Annotated in this window: 17 protein-coding genes; 11 read left to right on the top strand and 6 right to left on the bottom strand. The window is 69.7% G+C overall.

The genetic code is table 11. The features are described 5' to 3' along the window. Positions 1–24 precede the first annotated feature (24 nt). Both OG439_RS47820 and OG439_RS47815 read right to left on the bottom strand, forming a co-directional pair. Positions 25–819: a helix-turn-helix domain-containing protein gene (locus tag OG439_RS47820; protein WP_326946938.1), complete on the bottom strand. Its 795-nt coding sequence runs from the start codon at positions 817–819 to the stop codon at positions 25–27. Then, the gene (locus OG439_RS47815; RefSeq protein WP_326946937.1) at positions 812–1,381 is read right to left on the bottom strand and encodes a carboxymuconolactone decarboxylase family protein; all 570 of its coding nucleotides are present in this window, start codon (positions 1,379–1,381) and stop codon (positions 812–814) included. Before OG439_RS47815 ends, OG439_RS47820 begins: the two co-directional genes overlap by 8 nt. A gap of 74 nt (positions 1,382–1,455) precedes the next feature. Here OG439_RS47815 and OG439_RS47810 point away from each other — a divergent pair, with 74 nt between their 5' ends. Beyond that, on the top strand, positions 1,456–2,346 hold the full coding sequence (locus tag OG439_RS47810) for an alpha/beta fold hydrolase (protein WP_326946936.1): 891 nt from the start codon (positions 1,456–1,458) through the stop codon (positions 2,344–2,346). Here the strand turns inward: OG439_RS47810 and OG439_RS47805 are convergent. After that, entirely contained in the window at positions 2,343–2,969 is a 627-nt protein-coding gene (locus OG439_RS47805; protein ID WP_326946935.1) for a TetR/AcrR family transcriptional regulator, read from the bottom strand. The genes OG439_RS47810 and OG439_RS47805 overlap by 4 nt on opposite strands. 126 nt (positions 2,970–3,095) lie before the next feature. Between OG439_RS47805 and OG439_RS47800 the strand changes: the two genes are divergently transcribed. The 7 genes from OG439_RS47800 (at position 3,096) to OG439_RS47770 (ending at position 9,219) form a co-directional block, all read left to right on the top strand. Beyond that, positions 3,096–4,649: an acyl-CoA synthetase gene (locus tag OG439_RS47800; protein ID WP_326946934.1), complete on the top strand. Its 1,554-nt coding sequence runs from the start codon at positions 3,096–3,098 to the stop codon at positions 4,647–4,649. Continuing rightward, a complete protein-coding gene (locus OG439_RS47795) occupies positions 4,646–5,638 on the top strand; it encodes an LLM class flavin-dependent oxidoreductase (RefSeq protein WP_326946933.1) in 993 nt (330 codons plus the stop codon). The genes OG439_RS47800 and OG439_RS47795 overlap by 4 nt, the downstream gene beginning before the upstream one ends. Before the next feature lie 12 nt (positions 5,639–5,650). Continuing rightward, positions 5,651–6,406, top strand: coding sequence for an SDR family NAD(P)-dependent oxidoreductase (locus tag OG439_RS47790; protein WP_247062000.1), 756 nt, complete (start codon positions 5,651–5,653; stop codon positions 6,404–6,406). Positions 6,407–7,063: 657 nt separating this feature from the next. Further along, entirely contained in the window at positions 7,064–7,396 is a 333-nt protein-coding gene (locus tag OG439_RS47785; protein WP_326946932.1) for a MerR family transcriptional regulator, read from the top strand. A gap of 349 nt (positions 7,397–7,745) precedes the next feature. Beyond that, the gene (locus OG439_RS47780; protein ID WP_326946931.1) at positions 7,746–8,234 is read left to right on the top strand and encodes a hypothetical protein; all 489 of its coding nucleotides are present in this window, start codon (positions 7,746–7,748) and stop codon (positions 8,232–8,234) included. 46 nt (positions 8,235–8,280) lie between these two features. Beyond that, complete coding sequence (locus OG439_RS47775) at positions 8,281–8,415, top strand: hypothetical protein (RefSeq protein ID WP_326946930.1); 135 nt, start codon at positions 8,281–8,283, stop codon at positions 8,413–8,415. A gap of 150 nt (positions 8,416–8,565) precedes the next feature. Further along, positions 8,566–9,219, top strand: a complete 654-nt coding sequence (locus OG439_RS47770) for a hypothetical protein (protein WP_326946929.1) — start codon at positions 8,566–8,568, stop codon at positions 9,217–9,219. A gap of 75 nt (positions 9,220–9,294) precedes the next feature. Here OG439_RS47770 and OG439_RS47765 read toward each other — a convergent pair whose 3' ends face one another. Beyond that, positions 9,295–10,284 carry an amidohydrolase family protein gene (locus tag OG439_RS47765; protein WP_326946927.1) on the bottom strand — a complete coding sequence of 330 codons (990 nt, stop codon included), beginning with the start codon at positions 10,282–10,284 and terminating at the stop codon, positions 9,295–9,297. A 10-nt stretch (positions 10,285–10,294) separates the two neighbouring features. Beyond that, entirely contained in the window at positions 10,295–11,284 is a 990-nt protein-coding gene (locus OG439_RS47760; protein ID WP_326946926.1) for a PhnD/SsuA/transferrin family substrate-binding protein, read from the bottom strand. A 115-nt stretch (positions 11,285–11,399) separates the two neighbouring features. Here OG439_RS47760 and OG439_RS47755 point away from each other — a divergent pair, with 115 nt between their 5' ends. After that, positions 11,400–12,041 carry a TetR/AcrR family transcriptional regulator gene (locus OG439_RS47755; protein WP_326946925.1) on the top strand — a complete coding sequence of 214 codons (642 nt, stop codon included), beginning with the start codon at positions 11,400–11,402 and terminating at the stop codon, positions 12,039–12,041. Between the two features lie 18 nt (positions 12,042–12,059). Here OG439_RS47755 and OG439_RS47750 read toward each other — a convergent pair whose 3' ends face one another. Continuing rightward, positions 12,060–12,551, bottom strand: a complete 492-nt coding sequence (locus OG439_RS47750) for a TetR/AcrR family transcriptional regulator (RefSeq protein WP_326946924.1) — start codon at positions 12,549–12,551, stop codon at positions 12,060–12,062. A 379-nt stretch (positions 12,552–12,930) separates the two neighbouring features. On the opposite strand from OG439_RS47750, the gene OG439_RS47745 reads away from it, so the two are divergent. Both OG439_RS47745 and OG439_RS47740 read left to right on the top strand, forming a co-directional pair. Next, entirely contained in the window at positions 12,931–14,238 is a 1,308-nt protein-coding gene (locus OG439_RS47745; protein ID WP_326946923.1) for a hypothetical protein, read from the top strand. A 32-nt stretch (positions 14,239–14,270) separates the two neighbouring features. Further along, the gene (locus tag OG439_RS47740; RefSeq protein ID WP_326946921.1) at positions 14,271–15,737 is read left to right on the top strand and encodes a CHAP domain-containing protein; all 1,467 of its coding nucleotides are present in this window, start codon (positions 14,271–14,273) and stop codon (positions 15,735–15,737) included. Positions 15,738–15,802 lie beyond the last annotated feature (65 nt).

The following is a 15,802-nucleotide window of genomic DNA, read 5'->3' as shown; positions in this document are numbered from 1 at the left end:
GGCGGTTAGAACCGCCCTGAACACTCACGACCGGAGCCGGTGCGCCTGCTCCCGGGTCTCGTCGTTCATCGGGAAGAAGCACTCGATGCGCAGCTCCTGCAACGTCACGTCCTGCGGCGTACCGAGCGTCGTCACCGTCGAGAAGTAGTCGAACCGCCGGTCCCCCAGCGCGTACCGGATCGGCACGATCGGCAGCACCGGCGTCGCCGCGTCCAGCGACCGCAGCGACTTCGGCACCCCGGGGTAGTCCAGCACCTCGTCGAGGATGCGCTGGGCCCGCTCGTCGGTGACGCCGCCGATCGCCTCCCGGCGCGCCCGCCGGACCAGGGCCTCGGCGACCTCCGGCCAGTTCGTCACGCGCTGCCGGACGCCGTCCGGGTGGAACATCCGGCGCAGCACGTTCGCCGGCCCGGGCGCGGCTTTCGGCTGCCCGTCCTGGAGGAGGGCGAAGAACCGGCGCGCGGCCGCGTTGGTGTGCCGGATGTCCCAGCTGCGGTCCATCACCAGCGCCGGGAACGGCTCCTGCTGCGCCAGGATCGTGTCGAGCGCGTCCCGGACGGCGGCGAGCGACGGCGCGTCCAGTCCGGACTCCGGGTACTCGGGCGCGAACCCGGCCTTGAGCAGCAGGGTGTTGCGTTCGCGCAGGGGCACGTCGAGCACCTCGGCGAGCTTGAGGACCATGGCGCGGCTGGGGTTCGCGCGGCCGGTCTCCAGGAAGCACAGGTGGCGGATCGACACGGCGGCCTCGGCGGCGAGGGCCAGCTGGCTCAGCCGCCGGGCGCCGCGCCAGTGTTTCAGCAGTGGACCGACGTCAGACACGGCTCGAGTATCCCGCGGTCCACGCGTGCGGACGCACCGCCGCCTCCAGCGCGGGCCGGGCGAGGTTCGCGGTGTAGTTCGTCATCGCCGAGATCGCCACGCCGGTGATCACCTCGAACACCTGCTCCCCGGTGAAGCCGGCCGCGGTGAACGCCGCGACGTCGGCGTCGTCGAGGTGCCCGCGCTGCTCGATGAACGCGCGGGTGAGCGCCGACAGCGCCGCCATCCGCGGGTCGGCGGGCCGCTCCCCGCGGCGCAGGGCCTCGACGACGGCCGGTTCGACGCCGTCCGCGAGCGACTCCAGCGTGTGGAACGCGACGGCCCACTCGCTGCCGTTCGCGACGGCGTTGGTCAGCAGCAGGACCTGCCGCTCGTCCGGGCCGAACGTGCCGCCGCCGCGGAAGTGCCCGAACGCCGAGAAGAAGGTGTTCAGCAACGCCGGCGAGTTCGCCATCAGCCCGGCCGCGGCCGGGACGAACCCGAACGCTCCCTGCAGGACGGTCAACGGCTCCTTCGCGGCTTCGGGTGCGGTGTCGGCGGTGTGGATCGGGTAACTGGTCATGAACCGAGTCTGGGCCGGTCGCGGCGTCGATCCAATTCCCTGGGAGGTAAACGTGCTCGTGCGACAATCGCCGGATGGGCTTCACCTCAGCAGGGCAGGTCGACACGCCGACCTTGAGCGTCGCGTACGAACACTCCGGACCCACTGACGCGGTGCCCGTGATCCTGCTCCACGGCTTCCCTTATGACGTAAGGGCTTTCGACGAGGTCGCACCGCTGCTGGCCCGCCGCAACGCCTGGGTCGTCGCCCCCTACCTGCGCGGCTTCGGCGCGACGTCGTTCCGCGACGACGCCACCCCGCGGTCGGGCCAGCAGGCGGCGCTCGGCACCGACCTGGTCGAGTTCATGGACGCGCTGGGCATCGAATCCGCGGTCCTCGCCGGCTATGACTGGGGCGGGCGCGCGGCGTGCATCACGGCCGCGGTGCACCCGGAGCGCGTCCGCGGCCTGGTCACCGTCGACGGCTACAACGTCCAGGACATCGCCGCCGCGCACGAGCCCGGCAAGCCGGAATGGGAAGCCACGTACTGGTACCAGTACTACTTCCACTCCGAGCGTGGCCGCCGCGGGCTGGAGCGCAACCGCGAAGAGCTGTGCGAGTTCCTGTGGCGCACCTGGTCGCCGGCGTGGTCCGGTGCCGCCGCGGCGTTCCCCGCGAGCGCGTCCAGCCTGCACAACCCGGACTTCGCCGACGTCGTGATCCACTCCTACCGGCACCGCTACGGCCTCGTCGACGGCGATCCCCGTTACCAGGACCTGGAAGACGTCCTCGCGGGGCAGCCGCCGATCACCGTGCCCACCGTGCTGCTGGAGACCGGCGCCGACGGCCTGCTCGGCCCGAGCGCGGCCGGTGACCGGGAGTGCTTCACCGGCCCGTACGAGCACCGGCTGCTGGCCGGGATCGGGCACAACGCGCCGCAGGAAGCGCCGGAAGCCTTCGCGGACGCCGTCGCGAGCCTGCTTTAGTCCTCAGTGGACAGAAGCCGCGGGAACAACGCGCGGACGCCGTTCCGGAGGTCGTCGAGCGCGCCTTCGGTGCTCATCAGGTAGCGCAGCAGGGCTTGCTGGAACAGGCCGTCGAACAGCGCGTAGGCCTCCGACGGCGAGCAGTTCGGCGGCGTGCCGGCGAGGTCGGCGTACGCGCTGACGTTGCGCCAGATCATGTCCTGCAGGCTGTCGTCGATCTCGGCGACGTCGTCGCGGAAGGCTTCCTCGAACATCGACTGCGAGCGCAGGTCGTACCAGAGCCGGTGCATCAGCGGCGCGTCGGCGAGCGCGGCGGCCAGCCCGTCCGCGCAGGCCGCGGCGAGCTCGGCGGGCGTGGCCACCTCGCCGACGCCGCCCTCGTAGCGCTGCACGCAAGCGGCTTTGTAGCGCCGCACGCAGTAGGTGATCAGCTCGACCTTGTCGGCGAAGTAGTAGTGCAGCAGCCCGTGGGAGAACTTCGTGTGCTCGGCGATCGTGCGCAGGCTGGTGCGGGCGTACCCCAGGTCGGCGAGCGCCAGCAGCGCCGCGTCGGCGAGTTCCCGGCGGCGCTCTTCGAACTTGTCGACACGGGTCCGGCGCCTCACGGCGGCTGCGCTGGTCACGGGCCGAAGATACCATCGAGCGGTTCTCTGACCAATCGTCCAAGAAAATCTTGACATTCGTCCAAATGGCGGTCAAGGTCGTGACCAGCCGCCGGTGCCGCCGGCGGAGGTTTCGAAGGGACGACGATGTCTCTGTTCTTCTACCTGGAAAAGGGCGCTTCGCTCGACCCCGAGGCGCCTTGCCTGACCCTCGACGAAGTCTCGCTCTCCTACGGTGCGGTGATCGCACTCGCCGAGCGGGTCGCCCGGGCCCTGCGGCGCTCGGGCGTCGCGCCCGGGGACAAGGTCGGCATCCTCTCGGCCAACGACCCGACCGCGTTCGCCTGCGTCTTCGGCATCTCCCGGGCCGGCGCGGTCTGGTGCCCGATCAACCCGCGCAACGCCGCCGGCGAGAACGCGGAACTACTGGATCTGTTCGACTGCACCACGTTGATCTTCCAACCCGGCTTCGAGGAGCTCGTCGGCCAGATCGCCCCCAAGCTGCCGAAGCTGACCACCCTCGTCCGGCTCGGCGACGGCGACGACGTCGCCCCGGGCTTCGACGCCTGGCTCGACGCCGCCCGCGACGACCCGGCCGCCGCGGCCGCGCCGCCCGACGACGTCGTCGCACTGGTCGGCACCGGCGGCACGACGGGCCGCCCCAAGGGCGTCATGCTCACCGACCGCAACCTCGAGGTCATGTCGGCGATCACGCTGATGAGCTACCCCTTCGACGGCCGCCCGGTGTACCTCGCCCTGGCCCCGCTGACGCACGCGGCCGGCGTCCTGTGCTTCCCGATCCTCGCCCGCGGCGGCGAGGTCGTGATCATGGCGAAGCCCGACGTCGGCCGGTTCCTGGAGCTGATCGAGCGCCACCACGTAACCCACACGTTCCTGCCGCCGACGCTGATCTACATGGTGCTCGGCCACGAAGCGCTCGCCACCACGGATCTCTCGTCACTGCAGTGCTTCTGGTACGGCGCCGCGCCGATGTCGACGTCCCGGCTGACCGAAGCGCTCGACCGCATCGGGCCGATGGCGCAGCTGTTCGGCCAGTCCGAGGCCCCGATGATGATCTCGACGATGGCGCCCGCCGAGCACCGCCATCCGGACGGCACCGTCCACACGGGACGGCTGGCGTCGGCGGGCCGGCCGTCTCCCCTGGTCACGGTGGCGATCCTCGACGACGACGGCAATCCGGTCCCGCGGGGCGAACGCGGCGAGATCTGCGTGCGCGGCTCGCTCGTGATGGCCGGCTACTACCGCAACCCGGAGGCCACGGCGGAGGCGTCCGCCCACGGCTGGCACCACACCGGCGACATCGGCTTCCTCGACGACGAGGGCTACCTCCACATCGTCGACCGCGCCAAGGACATGGTCATCACCGGCGGGTTCAACGTCTACTCCGCCGAGGTCGAGCAGGCCGTGATGGCCCACGACGCCGTCCGCGACTGCGCGGTGATCGGCCTGCCGGACGACAAGTGGGGCGAGCGCGTCACCGCCGTCGTCCAGCTCCAGCCCGGCGCCGACCTGGACGCCGGCGAGCTGATCGCGTTCGTCAAGGCCCGCATCGGCAGCGTCAAGGCGCCCAAGCAGATCGAGATCTGGCCGGAGCTGCCGCGCTCGACCGTCGGCAAGGTCCTCAAAGCCGACATCCGCTCCACCTTCACCGAACGCAGCAAGGAGGCTGTCCGACCATGAAACTCGCGCTCTACCTGCCGAACTTCCGGGACAAAGTGACCGTGCGGGAACTCGAGGACCTCACCGCCCTCGCCGAGGACCTCGACTTCGACTCCGTCTGGACGCTCGACCGGATCATCGTGCCGGAGTCGTCGGACCGCGGGGAAATGCAGTACCCCTTCGGGATGCTGGACGAAATGGGCAAGCAGCTCCCGGTGAGCTCGCGGGGCGAGTTCCTCCAGGGCATGCCGCTGCTCCCCTGGCTCGCCGCGAAGACGTCGAAGGTCCGGATCGGCATGAGCATCATCGACACGCCGTACCGGTCCCCCGGCGTCCTCGCCGCGGAACTGGCCACCATCGACCACCTCTCGGGCGGCAGGCTCAACGTCGCCGTCGGCTCCGGCTGGATGCCGGAGGAGTTCGCCGCCGCCAGCGCCGCGCACATCTTTCCCAAGCGGCACAAGCACGTCCGCGAAACCCTGGAGATCATGCAGGGCATCTGGACCAACGAGGTCTTCGAATACCACGGCGAGTTCGCCGACTTCGAGCCGGCCGGGTTCGGGGCGAAGCCGGTGCAGAAGCCGCACCCGCCGATCTTCTTCAGCGGCCTCAAGGACCCGAAGCGCTCGGCGAGCCGCATCGCCAAGTACAACCTGTCGGGCTGGATCGGGATCCAGGACTCGCCCGAGGACATCCAGCGGTGGCGCACGGAGATCCAGCGTGAGCTCGACGAGCTCGACACCAAGCGGTCGGTCGACGACCTCGAGATCTCCAGCATGATCTGGTTCGTCATCACCGACGAGGACGTGGACCAGAGCCCGCTGGGCAAGGGCACCAACCTGCTCGTCGGGTCGGCGGCGCAGATCACCGACCGGCTCAAGCGCTACAACGAAGCCGGGCTGACGATGCCGTTCCTGTGGCCGCCGTTCCAGGACGTGCCGGTGGCGAAGACGCTCGACGACATGAAGCGGCTCAAAGAAGAAATCCTGCCCAAGATCGACGCGATGTGAAAGGGAACGAGAATGTCCGAGCTTGAGGGAAAGCGCGTCTTCGTCACCGGGTCCGGCGCCGGGATCGGCAAGGCCATCGCGACGCTGTTCATCGAACGCGGCGCCAAGGTCGTGGTCAGCGACCTCAACGCCGACTCGGCCAAGCAGGCGGCCGAGGAGATCGGCGCGGCCGGCGTCGCCAACTGCGACGTCACCGACGAAGCCCAGGTCCAGGCGGCGATCCAGCAGGCGGTCGACCTCCTCGGCGGCCTGGACGTCCTGGTCAACAACGCCGGGATCGAGGTGTCGTCGCCGCTGCTGCAGCAGTCCACGGAGAGCTTCGACAAGATCTTCGCGGTCAACGTGCGCGGCACGTTCGTGGCGATGAAGGCGGCGACCCCGCACCTGGTGGAGTCCAAGGGCAACATCGTCAACATCTCGTCGATCGCCGGCATCGGCGGCAGCCCCCTGCTGGGCTCGTACTGCGCGACGAAGGCCGCGGTCATCCAGCTGACGCGCGTGGCGGCGGTCGAGATGCGCCCGGCGGGCATCCGCGTCAACGCGGTCTGCCCGGGCTTCGCCGACACGGCCATGGTGGAGCGCCTGGTCCCCGACTTCGAGGCGGCGACCCAGGTCCCCTTCGGCGACCTGGTGGCGGCGAAGCAGGGCCGCCTGGGCACCCCGCAGGACATCGCGGAGGTGGCCGCGTTCCTGGCCTCCGACCGGGCCACCTGGATCACCGGAAGCCACTACGTCCTGGACGGCGGCCTGTCGGCGTCCCTGGTCTGAGGCCCGGGGCGGGCCCGGCCATCACTCGTTCGATTGACTCCAGAAAATCTGTGCCAGCCGGGGTAGACATTCCCGAGCGGGCGTGTGTAGTGTTCTGCTCATACCGAGAAAGACAACGTCAAGCAGGCGCGGGAGAGAACGTAACTACCCGCGAGGTGAGACAAGACGGTCAGGCAGGACGGAGCCGATCAAGGAACAGGTTCCGGCTGGTGCCCGTGCGGGTGACGTGTTCCCGCGAAGATCAGCAGTAGTGGTTAGTGCAGTTGCAGGACCGGTCAGGTGGCCGGAGCCGATCGGTGACGGGGCTCCGGGCAGTGACCAGCGACGTCAAGCGTGCTGGGACCGATCAGTGGAAGGGTTCCCGTCGTTGACGTTCGCAGCAGGTGCAGTGACAGTAGGGAAAATTCAGGAGAGAAGGGAACGGAACCATCATTGGATCGCCCGCAGCGGCCGGGTAGTGCCGCGCGGGTGCCGCAGTCCCATCGAGTTCGGAGGTGGTGCTCGGTCACGAGTAAGCGATCCCCGCACAACCCGGCTTCACGCCGGACGCGGGTGCAGGAAGCTGACGTTCGCGTCGGTTGACAATGGTGAAACCCAACCCTTGAGGACCCCGGGTGCCGCAGTGGCACCCGGGGTCCTTTGTGACGTGGAGGCAGAGTGATTCCTGACCAAGAAGGACCGGCCACGCCCAGCGGGGCCGACAAGTTCGACGACGAGCACTACCCCGCCTACACCATGGGCCGAGCCGCCGACATCCTGGGCGCCACCCAAGGCTTCCTGCGCAGCCTGGGCGAAGCGGGCTTGATCACCCCCCAACGCTCCACCGGCGGCCACCGCCGCTACTCCCGCCACCAGCTGAGACTGGCCGCCCGAGTCCGGGAACTGGTCGACCAGGGCACCGCAGTGGACGCCGCGTGCCGCATCGTCAACCTCGAAGACCAGCTGCACGAAGCCCAGCGCCGCAACACCGAACTCCGCACCACCGACTGACCCGGCCGTGTAACGCCCCAGCCTCGACTCGGCCGGGGCCTTCGGATTCGCGGGGCAACGACGCCCCGGAAGCCGGCGCGGTCAGCAGCTGGTCGGCGCGGCTCCTCGCCGCGGAGGGGACCCAGCGTCTGGCTGATACGCACTCACATGCCGAAGAGCGGACGCCTTCGGAGCCTGGTGGCCGCGCGTGAGCTGAGCCGGCGGTCAGCCGCAGCTCCGCCGCATCGGTCTCACTCACGGGCGCACTCAAGGAGTAGCCGTAAGGAAGGCCGTCGTCGGGCAACGACGTCGGCACAAGCGTTTCCGGGCCACCGGGCAACCGCGGTGCCCCTCCCGGCGTGCTGGAGGCATGACGTCGTCGAAGTCCTGGCTGCCCGAAGCGGCCCTGTTGTGGCTTCCCCTGGTCGTGCTGATCGGCGGGCTCGCGGTGGTGTGGACCGGCGTTTCCATGGCCGCGGACGTGAACCGGTCGGCGGGGCTCTTCCCGGGGCGGGTCGTCTCGGTCGGGGTCCGGGAGCCCCCGACCGCGGACGTCGAGTACACCGGAACCGACGGGGTGACGAGGTGGCAGACCGTCGAGAACCACCGAGGGCGGCATGCTGTCGTTCTGGGCCGACAGGTGCAGATCCGGGTGTGGCCGGACGAACAGCGCGCGGAATTGGACGCCGGGGACAAGCACACCGGGCCGATCGTGGCCGGCAGCTTGCTGACTCTGCTCGGTGCGGGCGCCACCGTCCTGCTGTTCCTGTGGCATCACGGCGTGAAGATGGAGAGAACCCGGGCACGACTCGAAGAGTGGTGGTCGTTGTCGTTGTGGTGGCTGTCTCGCTGGCTGTGACGTCTCTTCCCTCTGCGCGCCGTCCCGGCGCAGCAGTGTCGCGGCCATGGACATCAGGTTCCGGTGGCCGGAGAAGTTCGAAGGTTTCGGTCGGGTCCCACCGCCGGACCCGGTCCACGCAAGCCAGTTCGCTGCGCTGCGGAACGAGGACTACGACCTCGTCCTGCGGGGCGAAGCCTGACTGTCTGGCCCCAGGGCAAAGCCGGCGAACAGCTGGCCGAGCTCGGCTGGCACTGAAGACGGCCGGCAGGCGAGACGTCCGGGCAAGGACCAGTTCCGCAGTGTGAAGGCCCGCTCGCCGAGTACTCTCGGCGCAGTGGGGAGCACGAAGATGAGCAGGATCCTGGCCTGGTCGGTGGCCGGGATCGGTGTGTCCACAGTGGTCTGGTTCACCGGAGACACCAGGCTCGCCGGTTACGGCTGGGCCATGAGCGGAGCCGGGCTTGCCTTCGCGCTGTGGGCGATGCGGCGGAAAAGCTCACAACCCGAGCCCCAACCGGTACCCGACGATCCGGGAACACCGGCTGTTCCGCCGGACCAGGACGCTGTCCTCGTGAAGGCCGCGAGTGCCCGGGTCCGGACCGCCCGGTGGGTCGTCGGCGTCGCCGCGGTTGTCGCTGGCGCGCTGGCGGTCGTCGCACTGCTGCCGCAAGATCCGTGGCGCACCTCGCTCCTCACCTGGGCGGTCATCGCCGGGCTCGGTGCCGTGACCGCGCTGGTCGACGCGATGCGCTCCCGGCTCCCGGCAGCGTGGACGGAACTGCAGGTCCTCGGCCCTGCGGCGGCCAAGCCGTGGCAGCTGGCCCGGACACCCGACGGCAGTGAGCTGGCGTTCAAGCTGACCTCGGCCGACGACGTCCTGACCCGCCACATCGAACAGACGGGCCGTCTCCGGGTGATGGGCGAACCCCGCATCGGCGGTCCGGTCCGGATCGCCGTCCCGGGCCACCCGCTGCTGGGACTCGCATCGTTCAGCCTGCCCTGACCACCACCGCGGCGACCGGCAACCGGAGTCGAGCACGCCGACGCCGATTTCGACCACACCGCAACCAAAACCGGATCAACGCCGGATGGAGGCGCAGAGCCGGTCCCAGTTGCCCGAGGCGATCTTCAGCCGGTCCGCGTCGCTCAGCGAAGCCTCTGCAAAGAAAGCACGCGCCCCGCCCGGCGGCGGGGTGACGAAGGGGTAGTCCGTCGAGAACAGGATCCGGTCGACGCCGGCCACCTCGGTCGCCCACCTCAGGTAACGCCGGCTGAGGATGCCGCTCGGTGCCAGGAAGATGTTGGTACGGAAGTAATCGGAGACCGGCCGTCGCAGGCCGGCCAGCTCGTTCAGGGAATCGATGCGGTCCAGGTAGAACAACACCATCTCGCCCCAGTGGCCGACGATCACCCGCAGGTCGGGGAAGCGGTCGAACACCCCGCTCAGGATGAGGCGGAGGACCTGCACGCCGCTGTCGTAGTGCCACCCGATGCCGTGCGTGGCGAGGGCGGCGTCGACACGCGGGCCGTAGCCGCTGTAGTAGGCACCGCGCACGGCGGCGGGCGGTGACTGCGGGTGCAGGTGCAGCGGCGCCTTGAGCGCGGCCGCCGCCTCGTAGATCGGCCAGAACGCGGGCTCGTCCATGTTGCGGTCCCTGGTGCGCCCGAAGAGCATCGCGCCGTTGAGGCCCAGCTCGGTCACCGCGCGTTCCAGCTCGGCGGCCGCCGCGGCCGGACGCGGCGTGGCCAACGTCGCCAAGCCCTGGAAGCTGCCGGGACGGGCGCGGATCGCCTCGGCGAGGGTGTCGTTGGCGGCGGTCTGCAAGGCGACGGCGTCGGCCGAGGCCAGGTTCTGCACGCCCGGGGTGCTCAACGACAACACCTGGACGTCGAGTCCCGCCTTCGCCATCCCGGCGAGCCGTTCGTCACCGAAGTCGGCCAGCCGGCGGGCGGAATCGCCCCGCGTGGACGGCGTCAGCGACAGATCCTGCCACTCGGGTTCCAGCGCGCACCACGCGTCGACGACGTCGCGGGTCACGAAATGTTCTTCCAGGCCGATGATTTTCACGAGCTTTCCTTCACGTGTCGAGGAGTTCGGGGGCGAAGATGTCCTCGGCCGTGAGCCGCCGCCGGGACAGCCCCTGCTCGTGGTGGTAACGCAGGAAGGTGTCGACGGCCTTGCGGTTGGCGTCGAGGCCGTACGGCCACCAGTCCTCGCCCAGCAGCGCCCGGTTCTCCGCGAACAACTCGCTGAACCACGGGGTGATCACGGCCATGTGCTGCTTCGCGGCGTTGGCCCGGTACTGCTCCTGCACGATCTCCTTGGCCTGGCCGAACGCCCGGTAGATCGACGCGGCCAGGCCGGGCACCTCGGCCAGTTCCCGGCGGATCGCGACGACGTGCATCATCGGGAAGATGCCGGTACGGCGGTAGTAGTCCCGTTCGACCGCTTCGTAGTCGACGAACAGCCGCCGGATCTTCTTCGTGGAGCCTTCGAGGAGACTCTGCGGGACGTCGACCGAGAGCAGCGCGTCGATCTCGCCCGCTTCGAGCAGCGCGGCCAAAGTCTCCTCGTCGCCGGCGTGGCGGACGTCGACGCCGTCCGGGACGGGCTGCGGGATCCAGCCGAACGACGGGATCGGGTGGTCGGTGCCGCCGATCACCCAGTTCATCTTCTCGGGCGTCACGCCGTATTCGTCGGCGAGGATGCCCTTTATCCAGACACCCGGGTCGGAACCGTACAGCGCGAACTCGCCGATCGTCTTGCCCGCGAGGTCCTCCGGCCGCTCGATCCCGCTGTCGGCGTTCACGAACAGGGCCGAGTGCCGGAAGTTGCGGTTCGGGAAGATCGGCAGAGCCAGGAAGGGCGAGCCGGCCAGGTCGAACGAGCGCAGGAAGTAGGTCAGCCCGTACTCGGCGACGTCCAGGTCACCCTCGGCCATGCGCTGGAAGACGTCGGAGATCAGCGGCGACGTCTCCAGGGTGGCGTCGATCGCGACGCGCCCGTCGAACAGCGGCTCGGTGTGCTCGTACCGGTAGACGCCCATGGTGAGCTTCGGGTCGGTCATGACAAGTCCTCCTTCGCCTCGCGGGCCGCTTCCGTGAACGACCTTTCATTTTGATGATGCCGCGCGCCCCCTGCTATCGTCAAGGCGAATGGTCATTCACGGAAGGAGGTGAGCCGTGCCCCGCATCACCGCCGAGCGCCGGGCGGCGAACCGGTCGCAGATCGTGGCTGCGGCCCGTCGCTGCTTCTCGCGCGACGGCTTCCACCAGACGTCGATGCCGGACATCGCCGCCGAGGCGGGCGTGTCGGTCGGCGCCCCGTACCGCTACTTCGCCGGCAAGGAGGAGATCATCCTCGAGATCGCCGGCGACGCCTTCCGGGTGATGTTCGATCCCGTCGAGCAGTTCGTCGACGCGGCCGGCGACGTGACGCTCGCCGACCTGGTCGCGGCGGCGATCGACCCGGTGAGCGGCGAGATCGCCGTCGACGAGACCGGCCAAGCCGTCCCGGTCGACGAGCTCCTGCGCTGCGCCGTCCAGGCCTGGGGCGAGCTGCTACGCCACGAAGGGTTGCAACAGCAGGCCGAAGCGGGCTTCGAGGGCGTGCGCGGACGCATCGCGGACGCCCTCCGCACCGGCCAGCGGGCGGGCAGCGTCCCGGCCGAACTGGACCCCGACCGCGGAGCGCGCGTGGTCATGGCCGTGCTGCACGGATTTGTCCTGCAGTACACGGCATTCGGGCTCGACGACACCACCGGCTTCGTCCGCGACGTCCGCATCGCCCTCGGCGACACCGGACTGCTCCGCGAACGTCGCTGACCCACCGCTCCGGCGTGGTCAGAGCTTCGCGCTGAGGGAACGGAGTTCGGCGACCACGTCCTCGCCGGAGGGTGCGCGCTCGGGATCCACCAGCCACTGCAGCATGAGGCCGGTCATCAGCGCGAGCGGCACCGAGCCGCCGAGTGCACCCCGGCCCCTTTGCTGCCCGCGGGCGAGGTGCTCGCGGACTTCGGGGGATCGTTCGGCTTGCACGAGGGCCTCGACCTGGGCGACCCACAGCGCCCGATGGGTGGCGAAGGTGTCGATCAGGACCTGCCAGCCCTGCTCCGGGGTGTCGGCCGTGGCGCGGTCGGCGAGTTCGACGCCGAGTTCGTCCACCGCTTCCACCAGCGCCTGAGTGAGCAGCGCGTCCCGGGACCCGAAGTGGTAGCCGATGGCCGCGTGGTTGACCCCGGCGGCCGCGGCGATGTCCCGCACGGTGGTCCGCGCCCAGCCGCGTTCGACCAGGCACTGCTTGGCCCCGGCCAGCAAGTCCTCTCGGTTACCCATGGCCGGAGTGTACCCACCCGCTTAACCAAATGAATTATCCGTATGGATTGACCATGTGGATAAATCTCGGCTATGGTCAGGACCACGACCAAGCCGACCGGCTGATCCAGGGTGCGGGCCCAGCGTTCGCCTTCCGGTCCGGACGTCATCGCCGGCGAAGTCACGGGATCGCTTCTCCCGCATACGAAACAGTGCTGCAACCAGCCCAAGGCCGACGAGCCGCAATGACGCTCGGCGGCGCCTTCTGCTGCCGCCGACCCTCGCCGGCAGCTCCACATCCCCTGATGGCACCGCCATCGAGAAACCGAAATGAGGAACTCTGGTGAAGAATTCTGTTCGCAGGGCACGAAGATACGCGTGGTCCCGGCAAGTGGTGCTCGTGACCGCGGTCGCCGCGGCACTCACCGGTGGCGGCGTGGCCACCGCGTCGACCGGCCCCGATCCGGTCGCGCCGAACACGGAAGGACAGGGGACGCTCGCCGCATCACCGAAGGTCGCGGCCGCCGTCGGTGCGGATCTCTGCGCGCAGGTCGCGGTGAACGCCGGCTTCTCCGGGCACAACCTGCTCGTCGCGGTGTCCGTGGCCCTCGCCGAATCCGGCTGCAACCCCAGCGCCCAGGCCCACAACTCGAACGGTTCGACGGACTACGGGCTGTGGCAGATCAACAGCGTCCACGGCATCGCCGTGTCCTGCCTGCTCGACGCCCAGTGCAACGCCGGCGCCGCCTGGTCCATCTCCAACGGCGGGACGAACTGGGCGCCCTGGACCACCTACAACTCCGGCGCCTACCTGAGTCACGAAAGTGTGGCGCAGGCGGCGATCGACCGGCTCGGGTCGACGCCGCCCGCGCACCGCACCGGCAAGGTGTTCGACAACGTCCTCGACGGCAACGGCGCCTGGAGCGGCGCGGGCGTCTCCGACGGCGGCGGCAGCGTCTCGCAGATCGCGGTCGCCGCACTGCCCAACGGTTCCATGCACCTGGAAACCCTCAGCGGTGGCCTGGTCTTCGACAACGTCCGCAATCCCGACGACAGCTGGAGCGGCGCGGCCATCTCCGACGGCGGCGGCACCGTCCAGCAGATCGCCGTCGCCGGCCTGCCCAACGGGTCCATGCACCTGGAGACGTTGACCGGCGGCAAGGTCTTCGACCACGTCCGCCGCGCCGACGGCAGCTGGGACGCCGTAACCCTCGCCGACGGCGGCGGCTCGGTCTCCCAGATCGCGATCGCCGCGTTGCCCGACGGCTCGATGCACCTGGAGACCCTCAACGGCGGCCGGGTCTTCGACAACGTCCTGCGGCCCGACGGCAGCTGGAGCGGCCCGGCCGTCTCCGACGGCGGCGGCACCGTGCAGCAGATCGCCATGGCCGGCCTGCCCGACGGCTCGATGCACCTCGAGACGCTGACCGGCGGCCGCGTGTTCGACAACGTCCGCCTGCCCAACGGGAACTGGACCGGCCCGGCCGTGTCCGACAACGGCGGCACGGTGCAGCAGATCGCGATCACCGGCATGGTCGACGGCTCCCTGCACCTGGAAACCCTGACCGGGGGCAAGGTTTTCGACCACATCCGCAACCCCGACGGCAGCTGGGCCGCGCCGAGCATTTCCGACGGCGGCGGCAAGGTCTTCTTCATCGCCGTCACCGGAATGCCCGATCGGTCCATGCACCTCGAAACGCTCGTCTGACCGAACCGCGTCACGAACACGAGGAGAATACATTGTTCACCAACACAAAGGGCCGGGCGAGACGGTCGGCGCTGGTCGTGATCGCCTGTGTCGCGGTCGCGATGTCCGCCGCAGGACTGCCCGCAAACGCTTCCACCACAACAGCACCCGCGGTAGCCGCACCGCGGACCACGGCCGCGGTCACCCGCCAGGCGATCGCCGATCTCGCCCACTCCAAGGTGGGCCAGGGCTGCGGCGGATTCGCCGACGCCGGCGGCAAGTCGGCCTGCGCCGATTTCTGGTGCGCGGTTTTCGCCGGCTGGATCTGGCGAGGCGCCGGCGTCAACCCGAGCCCGAACCTGTGGGTGGCCACGAGCGTCGGCGGCTGGGGCATGCAGAACGGCGTGTGGAAGCCGCGGGCGAACGGCACCATGGGCAACCCGGCCCCCGGTGACCTGGTCGTGTTCGGCGCGCCCAACGCGGGCGTCGGCGGGCACGTCGGCATCGTCTACTCGGTCAACTCCAACGGCACGATCACCACCGTCAACGGCGACTACGGCGGCAGCAGCGCGGCGCAGAACCACGTCGTCCAGGAGACGATCAACCCGGTCACCGCGGTCTCCGGGGGCAACAGCTGGCCCATCTCGGGTTACGTCAGCCCGCCGGGCGTGTCCGGCGGCGGACCGACCACCGGCAAGGTGTTCGACAACGTCCTCGACAGCACCAGCAACTGGAGCGGTCCGGGTGTCGCCGACGGCAGCGGCCACGTCTCCCAGATGGCGGTCACCACGCTGCCCAACGGGTCGATGCACCTGGAGACGCTCAGCGGCGGTGTCGTCTGGGACAACGAACGCAAGCCCGACGGCAGCTGGAGCGGCGCGGCCATCTCCGACGGCGGCGGCACCGTCCAGCAGATCGCCGTGGTCGGCATGCCCAACGGGTCGATGCACGTGGAGACGCTGACGGGCGGGAAGGTCTTCGACCACGTCCGCCTGGCCGACGGCAGCTGGACCGCACTGACGGCGTCCGACACCGGCGGCACCGTTTCGCAGATCGCGGTCGCCGCGTTGCCCGACGGCTCGATGCACCTGGAGACGCTCAGCGGTGGCGTCGTCTGGGACAACGTGCTCGGGCCGGACGGCAACTGGAGCGGCGCGGCCATCTCCGACGGCGGCGGCAGGGTCCAGCAGATCGCCGTGGCCGGCTTGCCCGACGGGTCCATGCACCTGGAGACCCTGACCGGCGGCCGGGTCTTCGACAACGTCCGCCTGCCCAACGGAAACTGGACCGGCGCGGCCGTCTCCGACAACGGCGGCACGGTGCAGCAGATCGCGATCACCGGCATGATCGACGGCTCCATGCACCTGGAAACCCTGACCGGCGGCAAGGCCTTCGACCACATCCGCAACGCCGACGGCAGCTGGGCCGCCCCGACCATCTCCGACGGCGGCGGCAAGGTGCTGTCCATCGCGGTCACCGGAATGCCCGATCGGTCCATGCACCTGGAAACGCTCGCCTGACCCACCGAAAGGATCGGCTTGGGGCTCCTGACACCAGTGGTGTCAGGAGCCCCAAGCCGCGTCAC

This window comes from Amycolatopsis sp. NBC_01307 (genome assembly GCF_035975215.1).
In the GTDB taxonomy this organism is placed as follows: Bacteria; Actinomycetota; Actinomycetes; order Mycobacteriales; family Pseudonocardiaceae; genus Amycolatopsis.
Note: the sequence above shows the minus strand (reverse complement) of the source record. Positions and strands in the feature narration are given on the sequence as shown.

Coding starts and splice junctions, on each gene's coding strand:
- OG439_RS47810 (WP_326946936.1), top strand. CDS start 1,456: ATGGGCTTCACCTCAGCAGGGCAGGTCGACACGCCGACCTTGAGCGTC.
- OG439_RS47760 (WP_326946926.1), bottom strand. CDS start 11,284: ATGACCGACCCGAAGCTCACCATGGGCGTCTACCGGTACGAGCACACC.
- OG439_RS47750 (WP_326946924.1), bottom strand. CDS start 12,551: ATGGGTAACCGAGAGGACTTGCTGGCCGGGGCCAAGCAGTGCCTGGTC.
- OG439_RS47780 (WP_326946931.1), top strand. CDS start 7,746: ATGACGTCGTCGAAGTCCTGGCTGCCCGAAGCGGCCCTGTTGTGGCTT.
- OG439_RS47770 (WP_326946929.1), top strand. CDS start 8,566: ATGAGCAGGATCCTGGCCTGGTCGGTGGCCGGGATCGGTGTGTCCACA.
- OG439_RS47795 (WP_326946933.1), top strand. CDS start 4,646: ATGAAACTCGCGCTCTACCTGCCGAACTTCCGGGACAAAGTGACCGTG.
- OG439_RS47815 (WP_326946937.1), bottom strand. CDS start 1,381: ATGACCAGTTACCCGATCCACACCGCCGACACCGCACCCGAAGCCGCG.
- OG439_RS47775 (WP_326946930.1), top strand. CDS start 8,281: ATGGACATCAGGTTCCGGTGGCCGGAGAAGTTCGAAGGTTTCGGTCGG.
- OG439_RS47800 (WP_326946934.1), top strand. CDS start 3,096: ATGTCTCTGTTCTTCTACCTGGAAAAGGGCGCTTCGCTCGACCCCGAG.
- OG439_RS47790 (WP_247062000.1), top strand. CDS start 5,651: ATGTCCGAGCTTGAGGGAAAGCGCGTCTTCGTCACCGGGTCCGGCGCC.